Source organism: Thermogemmatispora sp., from assembly GCF_019683635.1.
Classification (GTDB): Bacteria; Chloroflexota; Ktedonobacteria; order Ktedonobacterales; family Ktedonobacteraceae; genus Thermogemmatispora.
Window position 1 is genome coordinate 1 of sequence record NZ_JADGIA010000149.1, and the last position, 13,123, is coordinate 13,123.

Genomic DNA, 13,123 nt, shown 5'->3' on the forward strand with positions numbered 1-13,123 from the left:
CCCCGAGGCTGGCCCTTCTACCCCACCTGCTTCCAGTACTATAGGAACAGCAACCCCAGCGGGAGCGGCGCCGCCGGTCTCCATCCCTGCCCCAGTCGCCACCTCCAGCCGCCCTGGCTCCGGCAGCCGTCCGTCCTCTGCTGCCTCCTCAGCCGCCTCCGCGGCCAGCGGTGGAACGCTGACGCTGCAGCAGGTGCAACAGGCCTGGGAAACCATTCGGCGTCGCGTGAGTCAGAAAAATCACAAAGCCGCCTCCTGCCTCCAGGACTTCCACGTAGTGGATGTCGAGCAGCATGGCGGTCCGCCCGTGGTAGTCATCCAGGCCGAGCATCAACCGCACTTTGATTTTCTGAACCAGGGCAATCGCCATAAGCCGGTAGAACAGGCCCTGGAGCTGCAATTTGGCATAAAATGCCTGGTGCGTCTCTTGCCTCCAGGGCAGCCCACCGGCGCGCCCCTCTTTGGACGAGCCATACTGCGCCATGATCCTTCGACCTCCGCAATCGTCAACCCTGGCCCAAGCAGCACCCAACAGGCGGCGGAGGCCGCCGAAGCTGAGACTGAGGAGCCTCTCCCCACGGCCAGCGGCGCTGAGGCTTCAGCCCCCTCCCCCCTTGCCAGAAATGGCACGGTGACAGAAAATGATAGAGGTGGCAGGCCCGAGGCTGAGGAACTGCCTGTCGAGCAGAAGAAGCCATCGGCCCAGCAGTCCGAGCCTCCTGCCTCTAGCTGGTCCTCAGCCGGCGCTGAGAACCAACCTCAGCACTCCGCCCCGGCGACCAGCAAGCCTCGGTCCCAGAGCAATGGCTCTGCGCCACCACCGGCTGTATTGCGCGAGAAGGCAAGCAGCGATCCGCGAGTGCAGGAGGTCATCAAAACCTTCAACGCAGAGATCGTCGACATTGATATTGAAAAAAGCGAGTGAGGAGCTTCTCTTATGAACATGCGAGAGATCATGAAGGCTCAGCAGCGCCTTCAGAAATTGCAGGAGGAACTGGAGCAGAGTCAGTTTAGCGGGAGCGCAGGAGGCGGCGCAGTGACAATCACCATGAAGGGCAACTACGAGATTACCGCCATCAAAATCGATCCCGAGGCGGTCAATCCTGAAGACATCGGTGAGCTGGAAACGATGCTGCTGGCAGCAGCCAAGGATGCTTTCAGCAAAGTGGCCGAGGCCCAACAGAAGATGGTCACCACAATCACAGGCGGCATGAAGATTCCGGGATTGTTCTAGGCTATGAGCGAGTTGGCTCCCCCCGTTGCGGCCCTCATCGAAGAGTTCTCGAAGCTGCCGGGCATCGGCATCAAGACCGCGCAGCGCCTGACTTTTTATGTCCTGCGCAGTCCCACCGATCAGGCGCGCCGACTGGCTGAGGCCATTTTGCGCGTCAAGGAGAGCATCATCTACTGCTCGCGCTGCTTCAATATCACGGAGCACGACCCGTGCAGCATCTGCCAGGACCCCCAGCGCGATCGCCAGCTGGTCTGCGTGGTCGAAGAACCGCTGGATGTGCTGGCACTGGAGCGTACCGGGGCCTACAAAGGCCTCTACCATGTGCTGCACGGCGCGCTCTCTCCCCTGGAAGGCATTGGGCCTGATAACCTGCGCATCAAAGAGTTGCTCGAACGTGTCAGACACGAGGAGATTCACGAGATCGTGCTGGCCACTAACCCCAACTTCGAAGGCGAGTACACGGCTAATTACCTTGTCTCTCGCCTCAAAGAGCTGAAGTTAGAGCTGGCCCCGCGCCAATTGAAAATCACGAGCCTGGCCCGTGGTCTGCCCATCGGCGGTGACCTGGAATATGCCGATGAGGGCACTCTGCGCCGCTCAATTGAGGGACGCCTCGATCTCGGCGCCTGAAGCACACTTACGCCTTCCGTTCCGCTCGCTTGTTGACTTTCTTTGACAGATGTTCTACACTCATGCTGACCTTGCTCCTCCCAGCTCGCCAGAACCTGGAACCAGCCAGAGCCAGCAAGCAGACCAAGACGGGAACCGGACCAGTGAACGAGCATACGAGCAACGCAGCAAGAGAGATTGCTCAGATCGCAGAGGGAAGGAAGCCGCCTCTTCCGCTTTCCGTCCCTCACGAGGGAAGATATTCTGTGAGAGCGAGAACAGCAGGAGGTCATCCGATGCTGCCCGCGATTACCTCTCACATGGCAGGGGCATCGGTCCGCTTGTGGTTGGATATAGCACGAAAGGTGGCACTATGATGACCAGGAAAGAGAAGATAAATATCGCTTCGGGCATGAATAGTAGCGCCCCGGCCAGTGAGCGGGAGCGCGCGCTTGAACAGGCTGTCCAGCAGATCGAGCGCCGCTTTGGGAAAGGGGCCATTATGCGCCTGGGCGAGGCGGCGAACGCCCAGGTGGAGGCGATCCCAACAGGGTCAATTGCCCTCGACCTGGCGATCGGCGTGGGCGGCGTGCCTCGCGGTCGCATTACGGAGATCTATGGCCCGGAGTCTTCAGGGAAAACGACGCTCTGCTTGCACATCATCGCTAACGCGCAGCGCGCCGGCGGCTATGCGGCTTTTATCGATGCGGAGCATTCGCTCGACCCAGCCTACGCCTCTCGCTGTGGGGTGGATATCGCTAATCTGTTGATCTCCCAGCCAGATTCGGGCGAGCAGGCCCTGGAGATTCTCGATGCCCTGGTGCGCAGCGGGGCCGTGGACGTGGTGGTGGTGGATTCGGTGGCCGCTTTGACTCCCCGCGCCGAGATCGAGGGCGAGATGGGCGATTCTCATGTCGGCCTCCAGGCCCGTCTGATGAGCCAGGCAATGCGCAAGCTGACGTCGGCGATCACGAATTCGAACGCCGCGATCATCTTTACGAACCAGCTGCGCGAGAAGGTGGGGGTGATGTTCGGCAACCCAGAAACAACTTCCGGGGGCCGCGCGCTGAAGTTCTATGCCTCGGTTCGCCTGGATATCCGCTCAACGGATACCATCAAGGTGGGCCAGGAGGTGGTCGGTCGCCGTACACGCGTGCGCGTGGTGAAGAACAAGGTGGCTCCTCCCTTTAAGGTGGCTGAATTCGATATTATGTATAGCGAGGGTATTTCTCGCGAGGGCGGCCTGCTCGACCTGGGCCTGGAGATGGGCCTGGTGAAAAAGAGCGGCGCCTGGTTCACTGTGGGCGATATTCGCCTCGGTCAGGGTCGCGAGAATGCGAAGGAGTTCCTTCGCCAGAATACGGATGTGGCCCAGGCTCTGGAGGAGCAGATTCGCAGTAATATGCTGTCGTTCCGCGGCGGCGAGGCCGAGCCGCTGGAGGATGGCCACGCCGATGAGCCTTCCTCGGAGGCCCTGGAGGAGCTGTGAGCCTCTCCCACTAAGGCGTGCGTGAGTGAGTAAGGGACGGTGAGAGGCGGCCTGATCGGCCAGCTGGCCTGACTCGCCCGCTCTCTGCACTGGCCCAGCATGGCGGGCGCGGGCGGCGAAAGAAGGTCGGGCCGTCCGCGCTTTGTTGCTCTTGACAGGCTGCGTGCACGGCTTTCGTCCGTCCTCCACTTTCCTCGTCGGTCGATAGCCTGCTTCCCTGGCTGGCCCGCTCCGCTCAACTGGCCCCGCTCTCTGGCTGGCTGGCTGGCTGGCTGATTGACTGGCCGGCTTGTCTGCTGCCCGCCGACCAACGGCCCCGCTCTGGCAGTAGACAAGCGGATGGACAGGCCAGCGAGTCAGTACGAAGTTCTCATGACGAGGAGGCTCCCTATGGGACAGGTTCGCTTCGACTTCAGCGGTGAGGTGGCGCTGATTACTGGTGGCTCTCGTGGCCTCGGCCTGGAGATCGCCGAGGCCTTTGGCCAGGCCGGCGCAACAGTGATCATTACGGCTCGCCGCGAGCAGTGGCTCGCGGAGGCGGAGCGCCATTTGAAGGAACAGGGGATCACCGTCTCCGCTCAGCTCTGCAATGTAGCTGAGGCCGAGGCCGTCGAGGCTCTGGTCCGCCAAAGTCTGGCCCTCTATGGGAAGATCGATGTGCTGGTCAATAACGCCGGCCAAACCTGGGGCGCTCCCGCCGAAGAGATGCCCCTGGAACGCTGGCGCCAGGTGCTGGAGACGAATGTGACGGGCACCTTCTTGATGTCTCAGGCAGTCGGGCGCCATATGCTGGAGCGCCAAAAGGGTTCGATCATTAATGTGGCTTCGATCGCAGGTCTGAGCGGCGAGCAGCTGCGAACCGTGGGCTATAACGCCAGCAAGGCAGCGGTGATCAATCTGACGCGCTCGCTGGCGGTGGAGTGGAGCGGACGCGGAGTGCGTGTGAACGCGGTGGCCCCCGGCATGTTCCGCACACGAATGACGGAGGCGGTCCTGGAACAAGCCGAGAGCTATATCGCGAGCACCACCCCAATGGGCCGTATTGGACGCCCGGGCGAGCTGGGTCCCGTAGTGCTCTTCCTGGCTTCTGAGGCGGCAAGCTATATCACTGGCCAGGTGCTGGCTGTAGACGGAGGGCGCAGCGCCCAGTGAGCGAGGAGCTGATTCTTCCAACGCTGCGCTGGCTGCCGGAAGCGGGTCGCTGGCAGCCTTTCCGCGGCCTCCAGCTCTGCGACTGGCCACCCGAGGTGGAGCCGCAGCGCCTCCCTCGTCCGACCTATGCAGTCGGAACTCGCGTCTACTTCGAGTACGTCGGTCCCCGTCCCTGGGAGGGCATTATTCAGCTGATCGAGCTGCCAGGCGGTCACTACCAGCCTTGGGAGGATGTCTACGAGCTGATCGCCCGCCGCTACTATCGGCCCGAAGCGATCGTCTATCTGATCCAGGCCCGCGGCCATTTACGCCTGGTACGCGCCCCACGCATTGTCGGCCTTTCAACAGGGAGCGAGCTGCGTCCTTTGCTGGAACATGGCTATGAGGAGTTTTGAGCAAGACAGGAACAACCTGCCGCTCGCCTCAAGAGACCTCGCTGCCCTCCACTCAGCGTGAGCCGCAGCGGGCAGCCAATCTTTTCCCCTTCTGGCTGCCCGCTCGCTGTCCCTCGGACAGGCTTCCCTCGCCTCGCCAGCTTGCGCAGGCCATTGAGCGACCTGCGGCCTGGCTGGCGAGGAGATAGCTTCAGCTCTCGTGCTCGCCCAGCAATCGGCGCACAATGAGGAAGGTGATCAGGGCACTGATGACCGTGACCGCCAGGACCAGGATGACGGTCAGTCGCTGGTCCTGCTGCTCCTCCTCTGGCTGATCGACGATTTCGATGGGGCGGCTGCTCGCCTCACCAGTTGTCTGTGTCATGACACTGCTCCCTTCTGCTCTGCTCTGCTTTCTTACCTTCTCTCGGGGCAGGTGAGGATCTCATCTACCTCCTTACTTCCCCCGCTCGCGCCTGTAGCCCTCGTGCTCCTCCTCAATCGTTGGGCAGAATGATGAGTTTGCCAAACTGCTGGCGCTCCTCCATGATGCGCTGGGCTTCGGCGATGGCGCTCAGGGGATAGGTGCCGTGAACCACAGGTTTGAGCTGACCTCGTGCCACCAGCTTGAGCACTTCGGCCAGGTCGTGGCGTGTGCCTCCATAGGAGCCAATGAGAGCAATCTCTTTGATGAAAAGCAACCAGACATTCGTTTCGGCCACATCGCCGCTGGTCGAGCCGCAGGTCACCAGGCGCCCTTTGCGGGCGAGGCAGGCAATATCTTGCCCCCAGGTATCCTTGCCGATGTGATCAACGACAACATCGACGCCCCGCTTATTGGTCAGGCGTCGGACCTCCTGCACCAGGTCAGTCGTCCGATAGTTGATGACTTCGTCGGCTCCCAAAGCGCGCGCCCGCTCTAGCTTTTCGTCAGAGCCGGCGGTGGCGATGACTCGCGCCCCGCAAAGTTTGGCGATCTGAATGGCTGCGCTGCCAACACCACTGCCAGCGGCCTGGACCAGCACATCCTGGCCCGGCAGAAGCGGGGCCCGGATGGTGAGCATATGCCAGGCGGTGATGGTCGAAAGGGTCACCGCCGCCGCCGAGACGAAGTCGACACCCTCCGGCAAAGGAACAACACTGGAGGCAGGCACGCGTACATACTCCGCAAAGCCTCCTTGGCTGGCCAGACCAATAATGTCGCCACTGAGACAGAGCACTTCCTCACCCGAGCGACAATACTCGCAGCGCCCACAGAAGAGGTACGGCGCCACTGCCACCCGCTGGCCTACGCTCAGCCCAGTGACGGCGTCCCCCAGGGCGTCAATCTCGCCGGCGATCTCTGAACCACAAATATGCGGCATGGGGGCTACCCTGGTTCTTCCACGGCGCGAATGCAGGTCAAGATGATTTACTCCACAGGCACGAACTTTGACAATGACATCCTGGGGACCAGGCACCGGATAGGATACCTCTTCGATTTGTAAGACCTCCAGGCCACCGGTTTGGTGAAAGACTGCGGCTTTCATGCTGCCTCCCGTTGGCAAGAGTGGGATATCTGCTATGTATGCAAGCTATGATGTATTGTACCTCATTCTCTTGCTTTCGCCCAGATTGTGCGCATCTGGTAATGCCCGCTTTGTCAATCTCAGCGGCTGCGCTCAGCCGCCAGCCTGGATGAAGACCAGTAGCAAGCCTGCTTGTTTATTAGATCCATCCGTGGTCAGCAGGGTCGATGAGTGAGGAGAAGGCTGCCCTAGAGGAGAAGGCGCTCAGTTAGGAAAGACGCAGACAGGTCAGAATCAAGGGAGGCGCTGTCGCTCCGCCGGCCTCATGTCCTCTCCCAAAGCGAGGCCGGAGAGCAAGCACGCCTCCCTTCCCTGGGTCCTACGCCATGTCTACCGCAGGGCCGTTGTTCGCTGTGTCCACCTTTATTTAGATCAGCTTCAAACCTGAGACCGCAAGAACGACGGCCAGCACTGGGTTGAGCACTTGATCAGGGATGAATTTACTGAGCTTGCTGCCAATGTAGACGCCGGGCAGCGAGCCAAGCAGGAGCAGGCCAACAATCTGCCAGTTGATCGAACCGGAGCTGAGATAGCCAACCATACCGGCTAGCAAGAGGAGGAAAGCCTGGAAGATGTCGGTGCCAACGAGCTTCTTTGGTCCCAATTCGGGATACAGGAAGGCCAGAGTCACGATGATCAGGGTCCCGCTGCCGACGGAGGTGAGACCTACCAGGAAACCGACAAAGGCCCCAGCCAGAATCAGGAGCAGCCGCCGGTACCAGGGCGGATTCCCTTCTTCCCCTTCACCCGGATTTCCACTTTCACCCGCCTCCAGGGCCGCCTTCTTGCGCTTACTCGCCAATTTCTCAGCATAGCGCAAGAGATAGGGCCGCACCAGCAAAAGGACGGCCACCAGCATCAGGGTGTAACCAATGGCATGGAGCAGAATGGTATTAATCAGATGACCATAGTGGGCGCGAACGTATTGCACGAGAAAGACACTGACGAGAATGGCTGGCACACTTCCACAGGCAAGCCAGAGCGCAGCGCGGAAGTTAATTTGGCGCTGCCGCGCATGGATGATGGTGCCAAGGCCCTTGGTGATGGCCGAGTAGGTCACGTCCGAGGTCACAGCCCATAACGGGGGAACCCGGAAGAGCAGGATCATGATGGGGGCTAGCAGCGAGCCTCCCCCCATGCCGGTGAGGCCAATGAGAAAACCAACCATCAGCCCTGCAAGCGATATGCGGAAATCCATCAATATACCTCCCACACAGGTAACTCAACCAACGCTCGATACCACGGCTCCATGAGACTAACTGGCTGGCGGCCCCGCTCTGACAGGCAGATAGACAACCAAGCGGCTTCCCATCAGCAAGATCCCGCGCCTGGCGCTCCAGGGATCTCTTGTAGGGTTGTCGCTTTGTCCCCTCTACCGATCAACCTGGCGGCAGACAGAGCGGCCCTCAGCCTCTCCTCGCGAGAGATCAGCAGAGGCATCGCCAGAGGAAGCAGCGAGAGAAGGGCGAGCAGCAGCAACGCCTGCTGGCCTCCCGATTGCCCCAGCGGGGCCCGGCCTCGCCGCCGGCGCTGAGCCACAATCAGGAGAGCATACACCAGTAGCGCCAGCTCATTCAGAGCCACTCCCAGGAAAAAGCTTCCGCCGCCCAGAGCCACATCATGGGAAAGAGTCGGACGCAGCTCCGTCGCTCGCCCGAGGAGCCAGAGGCCAGCCACAGCGTAGCCGCCACTGGCCAGCGCCAGCTCAGCCAGAATAAGGCGAGGGCCGTGGACGGCGATCTCCAGCGTCAGAAAGCGCCGCAGCGATGGCAACTTGCTGCGTGCATTCTTGTCAGATCTCGCTGCTAACATCTCTTCCCTCCGTCTTCTTGCGCCTGGGCGCCTGCCCTGCTCGATCACCTCGCCCAGGCAGCAGTCTGACGACCGAGCGACCAGTCAGATGGCGATCGACGCGATGCCCCACTCTCGCCTGATCAACCCAGGTTCAGGCAGCCGGGAAGCACGGCGCCAGCCTGCTCCCTAGCGGCTTGCGCTTTCTCCATTGCGCTCGCGCATAGCCTCGATCAGAATGCGCGCCACTTCGGGGCGTGTGAATTCGTGCGGCGGCATCTGGCCAGCACGCAGCATCTGGCGCACCTTTGTGCCGCTAAGAATGACATGCTGGCTGCTGTCATGGGGACAGGTCTTTGTCGAGGCCATGCCCTCACAGGCACGGCAATAGAAGGTATGGTCGAAGAACAGCGGTGTGATTCCGAGCAGCTTTGCATCAAATTCGGCAAAGATGTGATGGGCGTCGTAGGTTCCATAGTAATTGCCGACGCCGGCATGATCACGCCCCACAATGAAGTGGGAACAGCCGTAGTTCTTGCGCAAGATTGCGTGAAAGATCGCCTCGCGTGGCCCAGCATAGCGCATGGCGGCTGGCAGCACGCCGAGAATCACACGGTCGGCAGGATAATAGTGCTCTAGCAGCACTTCATAGCAGCGCATGCGCACAGCGGCGGGAATATCATCATCTTTGGTGGCGCCGACCAGGGGATGCAGATAGAGGCCATCGACGATTTCGAGGGCACATTTCTGAATATATTCATGGGCGCGATGGACGGGATTGCGCGTCTGGAAACCAACCACGCGCCGCCAACCACGCTCCTGGAAGAGGCGTCGCGCCTGCTGCGGAGTGTAGCGATAAGCGGCGAAGGTCTGCTCCGGCAAAGTCAGGACACGCACGCGTCCCCCAAGGAGGACGTCGCCCTGCTGGTAGAGGGCTTTGACGCCAGGGTGGGCCTCGTCATCGGTGCGGTAGACGCGCCGCGCCTCGTGCTGCTTGTCATAGCGATACTTTTCTTCGAGGGTCAGAACTGCCTGCGGTACACCCCGCCCATCAACGAGCGCCACCTCGCTACCTTCTTTGAGTGTGGCCGCCCGTTCCTGATCAGTAGCCAGGGTAATGGGAATGGTCCAGGGGAGGCCGTTGCTGAGGTGCATTTCCTCGACGACGCTCTCGTAGTCGGCCCGCGTCATGAAACCGCGCAGGGGACTGTAGGCTCCTACAGCGAGCATCTCCAGGTCCGCCAGCTCGCGTACCCCAACGGGCACCTGTGGCAACTGGCGCGCGCGCTCGCTTAACTCCTGACTCTCGCGCTCGTCAGCAAGGTTTATGACCAACTCGCCCCCGTGAGGGGCAATCAATCCATCCTCAGACATCTGCTGTCTTTCTCCTGATACTTGCTCTCTACTTGCGCTCTGTCAGCCCGGGTCAGCACTCTCTTTCCTACCTGCCAGCCCGACCCGGCCCGGCGATCCGTCGATCCAGGCGTTCGCCCTCCAGTGGAGCAAGCCGGGCCAGTCGCAGGGCGTTGGGCTGCTCTCTGCGCTGCGGGTCAGGAGGCCAGGCTCTCGCCAGAGCGCCCTGCTGGGACTGCTTCCTCTACAAACTCTGGCTCCAGATAGCCCAATTCGACCAGGCGGGCAAAGATGCGCGCCACGCTCTCCTCCAGCGTCTCGCGGTCCGTTTCGATGACTAGCTCGGGCCGCTCCGGCTCCTCATAGGGATCGTCAACTCCGGTGAAGTTTTTGATCTTGCCCTCGTCGACGAGGCGATAGAGACCCTTGACGTCGCGCGCACGACAGACTTCCAGCGGACACTTGACATAGATTTCCACAAAGCGCCCGATCTCATGCCGCGCCCACTCGCGTGCCTCGCGATAGGGCGAAATGGCCGCCGAAATACAGATCACGCCGTTGCGCGTCAGCAGCTTGCAGACAAAGGCAATGCGCTTAATGTTGGTATCGCGGTCCTCGCGACTGAAGCCCAGGCCCTTGCTTAGATGGGTGCGTACCTCATCGCCATCCAGCACCTCGACATTGCGCCCCCGTGCTCGTAAGCGCTGCTCGACCGCGCGGGCCAGGGTGCTCTTGCCAGCGCCAGAAAGACCGGTAAACCAGAGCGTAAAGCCGCTATTGCCGTTCGTTGTCATCAGCCTCTGCTCTCTCCTTCTTCTTGCTTTTTATTGACAGATGCCTGTGTTTGCGAATCAGGAAGACTACCGCTACCACCAGGCCAGCGCTGCGGCGCCAGCACAGGGCCTCACGCTTGCGCCCCGGCCCCCGTGAGCGATGGTTGAGACTGGGGCGCGACCTCTTGTAGTATCAGGGCCTCGTAGAGGCGCCACTCAGGATCGAACTGGATCGTGGTTAGCTCGGCGGTACCGCTGCTGCCCGCCCGCAGGACCACGCGCGAGGTCTTTCCATCGACCAGTACCCAGGTTTGAGAGCGCGGCTCATAGCTGCAGTCCTGCAGCCAGTCGGTGCCGGCCTCTACCACAGCCTCGATGGTCGCCCTGCCTCTAGGATGAGTGAGCCGAGCCAGCAGCGCCCGCCCGCCAACGGTATCGGCCACGGTGAAGTGCTCGTCATCGAGGATGCGCACCGAGTGAGGATGATCCAACCCTTCCAGCACTGGCTGCCATTCGCCGCTCTGGCGATCGATGGCAATCACCATCCCTTGGTGGAAGAGCGAGGCCAGCACGGCCCCCGCGGGATGCTCGGCAACGGCGTTGACATGAGTCGTCTGACTGAGCGTGCCGTACTTCTCCTGACGATGGTCGCGCGTTTTGTCAAGCTGCCGCAGGGTTCCAGTTGGGGTATGGGTGAAGCCGTGATCGGTGGCCCACCACTGCCAGAGAACCTCACCTTCGCGGCTGACCTCCACCACAAGGTCAAGACCTGTGCTGGCAAGCAAATAGCCGCGCGTGCTGCGCGAGATGGAATGCAGGGCATTGAAGAGGGGCAGCGAGATCACGTCCCGGCGCAGCTCGCGCAGCTGCGGATCAACCTCGTGAATGCTGGTGGCGGTGGTCACCAGGATGCCCTCGTCGGAGGGAACCATGCCCGCCGCCATGCTGAGCGGCAAGGTGCGCTCAATTCTTCCTTCGACAACCAGACAGAGGAGTCCGCCCAGGTCCTCGTTGGGCTTCTGCAGGCTGCCACGCACTGTTAACGGGCAAGTGAGCTGCTGGCCGGTATCGGCCCAATGCTTTTTGAGAGTCGAGTGCTTGGTCGAGATACAGCTGACGAGAAGGTTCATCTTCGTGCTTCTCCACTTTCTGGCCCTGCTCAGCCGAGTCTCTGGCGGGCACAGATCATAGTGAATATGATGTCATGACGACCGGTCATAACAAGCATGGATTGGGCTAGCTGCGGTCAGCGCCTCCGACGTGGGCACAGAGGGGACCGAACCAACGCCTGGCCAGGCCCGGCTCGGTCCGGTCCCCTCTGGCACCATCGCCGCACGCACGCTTTGTTCCTCCGCCCCACTTTTTACGCTGCCCGCTTTGTTGATTTTGTCTATCAACAATGTCGAGTACATCCGTTGTTACTATACTACTGTAGAGGATCGCACCTTGTCAACCCTGGGGACGCTAGAGCAGAGCGGGCCTGGCGAGCAAGGCTCTGACCCTTGACGCTGAGCCAGTCACGCGCTATCATCGAAGAGGCTACCAGACAGGTATGAGGAAAGTATCAACAGACCATCAAAAGATTGCAAAAGATCGGTAGGCGTAGGGACGGAACATGTTGAACAAGCTACGGGGTCGCAATCTCGCCCATCCCGGCTGCTTAGTGGGGATAACGCTCGGGTTAACGATCGGCCTGATTCTCGCGGCAGTGTTGGCGGCCAGCTTTAATGTGAATATCAATCTGGATCTGGTTATCTGGTTCGGCCTCACGGTCGTACTGGGGGGAGTAGGCTGGATCATCGGCGATCGCCTTTCTTCGCGCTTCCCAGCGTTTGAAGAAGAGCAGCCACCGCAGACCTGATGTAGATCTCTCGCTGTTCCATAGCTGCTCATCCGTCTGCTCTTGCTTCCTGCTCCGGCCCTCATGGCGAAGCGTGGAACTGCTGCCGCTCGACCATCATCCCGGCCCAGGCCCTGCTATGGTGCTGAAGAAGAAGGCCGGAGGTCAGTCTACCTATCTACCTAACTCCAGGCAGTCAGGCTGGCAGGAGGCTAGCAAGGAGACTGGCGCCTGGCGGCATTTTGTGGTATAGTTGTTTCTAACTACAAGGATCTCTCGGCTCCACTGCCTTCACCAGACAGAGGTGAGACACCAGGCAGTGGACCGTCTTCCTTGCCAGCAAGCTGAGCAAAGCCGCTCCAGCGCTCGGGCAATGACGCACAGTGCGTATCGTCGTTGACCGGCTCCGTATCACTGTGGTACCGATTGATCGCTGTGGTATTCCTGGTACCGTGGTGGCCTCCGCGGCGGCTCCACTGATGCCTACCCTGGCGGCTTCCCCGGCCCCATTCGCCACATGCTACTAACCACCGATACGGGTCCGTCCCTTTTGTTTCAGTTCAGCAATCCAATCTACTGCTTCTTGTCAATCTTTCCCCTTCATGCAAGGAACGATGCGTAGCAGTGACGTGTCTGCCCGACACGGTCCAGGAGGACAAGCAATGTCAAAGAATGAGTTCCATCAGCCTGTTTCTGTGGATTCTGCCCCCAGGGGCAGCCGTTGTGAATGGTGCGGTGAGCCAGCGGAGCGGCAGCTCACGGCCATTGGCGGTCTCTATCACAACGACGGCGGTCTCTTCTGCCGCCCCTGTGGCGAGAAGTTTATCCAGGCAGTGCTTAACTCGCTGCAGTTTCCCGGCCAGTTTGGCCTGAGCGCGCGCTAGCGAACGAGCCGTTCAGACCATCTCAAGCACCCCAGCCTGCTCACTCACTCACTCAC

The 13,123-nt window shown here is 60.8% G+C and carries 17 protein-coding genes; 10 read left to right on the forward strand and 7 right to left on the reverse strand.

What is annotated here, in order from left to right; translation table 11 throughout:
- The 7 genes from IRZ31_RS15225 to IRZ31_RS15255 form a co-directional block, all read left to right on the forward strand.
- The coding region (locus IRZ31_RS15225) for a hypothetical protein (RefSeq protein WP_297155120.1) at positions 1-925 on the forward strand (925 nt) is incomplete at its 5' end.
- A 12-nt stretch (positions 926-937) separates the two neighbouring features.
- Positions 938-1,234 (forward strand): YbaB/EbfC family nucleoid-associated protein, encoded by a 297-nt coding sequence (locus IRZ31_RS15230; protein WP_297155122.1) that lies wholly within the window; start codon positions 938-940, stop codon positions 1,232-1,234.
- Between the two features lie 3 nt (positions 1,235-1,237).
- Positions 1,238-1,864, forward strand: a complete 627-nt coding sequence (recR, locus tag IRZ31_RS15235) for a recombination mediator RecR (RefSeq protein ID WP_297155124.1) — start codon at positions 1,238-1,240, stop codon at positions 1,862-1,864.
- Positions 1,865-2,255: 391 nt separating this feature from the next.
- Entirely contained in the window at positions 2,256-3,332 is a 1,077-nt protein-coding gene (gene recA, locus IRZ31_RS15240) for a recombinase RecA (RefSeq protein WP_363325676.1), read from the forward strand.
- Between the two features lie 390 nt (positions 3,333-3,722).
- Positions 3,723-4,484 (forward strand): glucose 1-dehydrogenase, encoded by a 762-nt coding sequence (locus IRZ31_RS15245; RefSeq protein WP_297155128.1) that lies wholly within the window; start codon positions 3,723-3,725, stop codon positions 4,482-4,484.
- Entirely contained in the window at positions 4,481-4,879 is a 399-nt protein-coding gene (locus IRZ31_RS15250) for a hypothetical protein (protein ID WP_297155130.1), read from the forward strand. Before IRZ31_RS15245 ends, IRZ31_RS15250 begins: the two co-directional genes overlap by 4 nt.
- Complete coding sequence (locus IRZ31_RS15255) at positions 4,876-5,067, forward strand: hypothetical protein (protein ID WP_297155132.1); 192 nt, start codon at positions 4,876-4,878, stop codon at positions 5,065-5,067. The genes IRZ31_RS15250 and IRZ31_RS15255 overlap by 4 nt, the downstream gene beginning before the upstream one ends.
- A 2-nt stretch (positions 5,068-5,069) precedes the next feature.
- On the opposite strand, the gene IRZ31_RS15260 is transcribed toward IRZ31_RS15255, so the two are convergent.
- The 7 genes from IRZ31_RS15260 to IRZ31_RS15290 all read right to left on the reverse strand — a co-directional run bounded on the left by IRZ31_RS15260 (position 5,070) and on the right by IRZ31_RS15290 (position 11,473).
- Complete coding sequence (locus tag IRZ31_RS15260) at positions 5,070-5,243, reverse strand: hypothetical protein (RefSeq protein ID WP_170293149.1); 174 nt, start codon at positions 5,241-5,243, stop codon at positions 5,070-5,072.
- A gap of 112 nt (positions 5,244-5,355) precedes the next feature.
- Positions 5,356-6,387, reverse strand: coding sequence for a zinc-binding dehydrogenase (locus tag IRZ31_RS15265; protein ID WP_297155135.1), 1,032 nt, complete (start codon positions 6,385-6,387; stop codon positions 5,356-5,358).
- A gap of 406 nt (positions 6,388-6,793) precedes the next feature.
- On the reverse strand, positions 6,794-7,624 hold the full coding sequence (locus IRZ31_RS15270) for a sulfite exporter TauE/SafE family protein (protein WP_297155137.1): 831 nt from the start codon (positions 7,622-7,624) through the stop codon (positions 6,794-6,796).
- Between the two features lie 113 nt (positions 7,625-7,737).
- The gene (locus IRZ31_RS15275) at positions 7,738-8,238 is read right to left on the reverse strand and encodes a hypothetical protein (protein ID WP_297155139.1); all 501 of its coding nucleotides are present in this window, start codon (positions 8,236-8,238) and stop codon (positions 7,738-7,740) included.
- 168 nt (positions 8,239-8,406) lie between these two features.
- Complete coding sequence (gene sat, locus IRZ31_RS15280; protein WP_297155141.1) at positions 8,407-9,591, reverse strand: sulfate adenylyltransferase; 1,185 nt, start codon at positions 9,589-9,591, stop codon at positions 8,407-8,409.
- A 176-nt stretch (positions 9,592-9,767) separates the two neighbouring features.
- Positions 9,768-10,364: an adenylyl-sulfate kinase gene (cysC, locus tag IRZ31_RS15285; protein ID WP_297155143.1), complete on the reverse strand. Its 597-nt coding sequence runs from the start codon at positions 10,362-10,364 to the stop codon at positions 9,768-9,770.
- Positions 10,365-10,474: 110 nt separating this feature from the next.
- Positions 10,475-11,473, reverse strand: a complete 999-nt coding sequence (locus IRZ31_RS15290) for a hypothetical protein (RefSeq protein WP_297155145.1) — start codon at positions 11,471-11,473, stop codon at positions 10,475-10,477.
- Positions 11,474-11,603: 130 nt separating this feature from the next.
- On the opposite strand from IRZ31_RS15290, the gene IRZ31_RS15295 reads away from it, so the two are divergent.
- The 3 genes from IRZ31_RS15295 (at position 11,604) to IRZ31_RS15305 (ending at position 13,067) form a co-directional block, all read left to right on the forward strand.
- Positions 11,604-11,849 carry a hypothetical protein gene (locus IRZ31_RS15295; RefSeq protein WP_297155147.1) on the forward strand — a complete coding sequence of 82 codons (246 nt, stop codon included), beginning with the start codon at positions 11,604-11,606 and terminating at the stop codon, positions 11,847-11,849.
- Between the two features lie 109 nt (positions 11,850-11,958).
- Entirely contained in the window at positions 11,959-12,204 is a 246-nt protein-coding gene (locus IRZ31_RS15300) for a hypothetical protein (RefSeq protein WP_297155149.1), read from the forward strand.
- 641 nt (positions 12,205-12,845) lie between these two features.
- A complete protein-coding gene (locus IRZ31_RS15305; protein WP_151727882.1) occupies positions 12,846-13,067 on the forward strand; it encodes a hypothetical protein in 222 nt (73 codons plus the stop codon).
- Positions 13,068-13,123: the final 56 nt, after the last annotated feature.

Excerpts from the sequence above, each read along its gene's own strand:
- IRZ31_RS15230 (WP_297155122.1), top strand. The coding sequence starts at position 938 with ATGAACATGCGAGAGATCATGAAGGCTCAGCAGCGCCTTCAGAAATTG.
- recR (WP_297155124.1), top strand. The coding sequence starts at position 1,238 with ATGAGCGAGTTGGCTCCCCCCGTTGCGGCCCTCATCGAAGAGTTCTCG.
- recA (WP_363325676.1), top strand. The coding sequence starts at position 2,256 with ATGAATAGTAGCGCCCCGGCCAGTGAGCGGGAGCGCGCGCTTGAACAG.
- IRZ31_RS15245 (WP_297155128.1), top strand. The coding sequence starts at position 3,723 with ATGGGACAGGTTCGCTTCGACTTCAGCGGTGAGGTGGCGCTGATTACT.
- IRZ31_RS15260 (WP_170293149.1), bottom strand. The coding sequence starts at position 5,243 with ATGACACAGACAACTGGTGAGGCGAGCAGCCGCCCCATCGAAATCGTC.
- IRZ31_RS15265 (WP_297155135.1), bottom strand. The coding sequence starts at position 6,387 with ATGAAAGCCGCAGTCTTTCACCAAACCGGTGGCCTGGAGGTCTTACAA.
- IRZ31_RS15270 (WP_297155137.1), bottom strand. The coding sequence starts at position 7,624 with ATGGATTTCCGCATATCGCTTGCAGGGCTGATGGTTGGTTTTCTCATT.
- IRZ31_RS15275 (WP_297155139.1), bottom strand. The coding sequence starts at position 8,238 with ATGTTAGCAGCGAGATCTGACAAGAATGCACGCAGCAAGTTGCCATCG.
- sat (WP_297155141.1), bottom strand. The coding sequence starts at position 9,591 with ATGTCTGAGGATGGATTGATTGCCCCTCACGGGGGCGAGTTGGTCATA.
- cysC (WP_297155143.1), bottom strand. The coding sequence starts at position 10,364 with ATGACAACGAACGGCAATAGCGGCTTTACGCTCTGGTTTACCGGTCTT.
- IRZ31_RS15290 (WP_297155145.1), bottom strand. The coding sequence starts at position 11,473 with ATGAACCTTCTCGTCAGCTGTATCTCGACCAAGCACTCGACTCTCAAA.
- IRZ31_RS15300 (WP_297155149.1), top strand. The coding sequence starts at position 11,959 with ATGTTGAACAAGCTACGGGGTCGCAATCTCGCCCATCCCGGCTGCTTA.
- IRZ31_RS15305 (WP_151727882.1), top strand. The coding sequence starts at position 12,846 with ATGTCAAAGAATGAGTTCCATCAGCCTGTTTCTGTGGATTCTGCCCCC.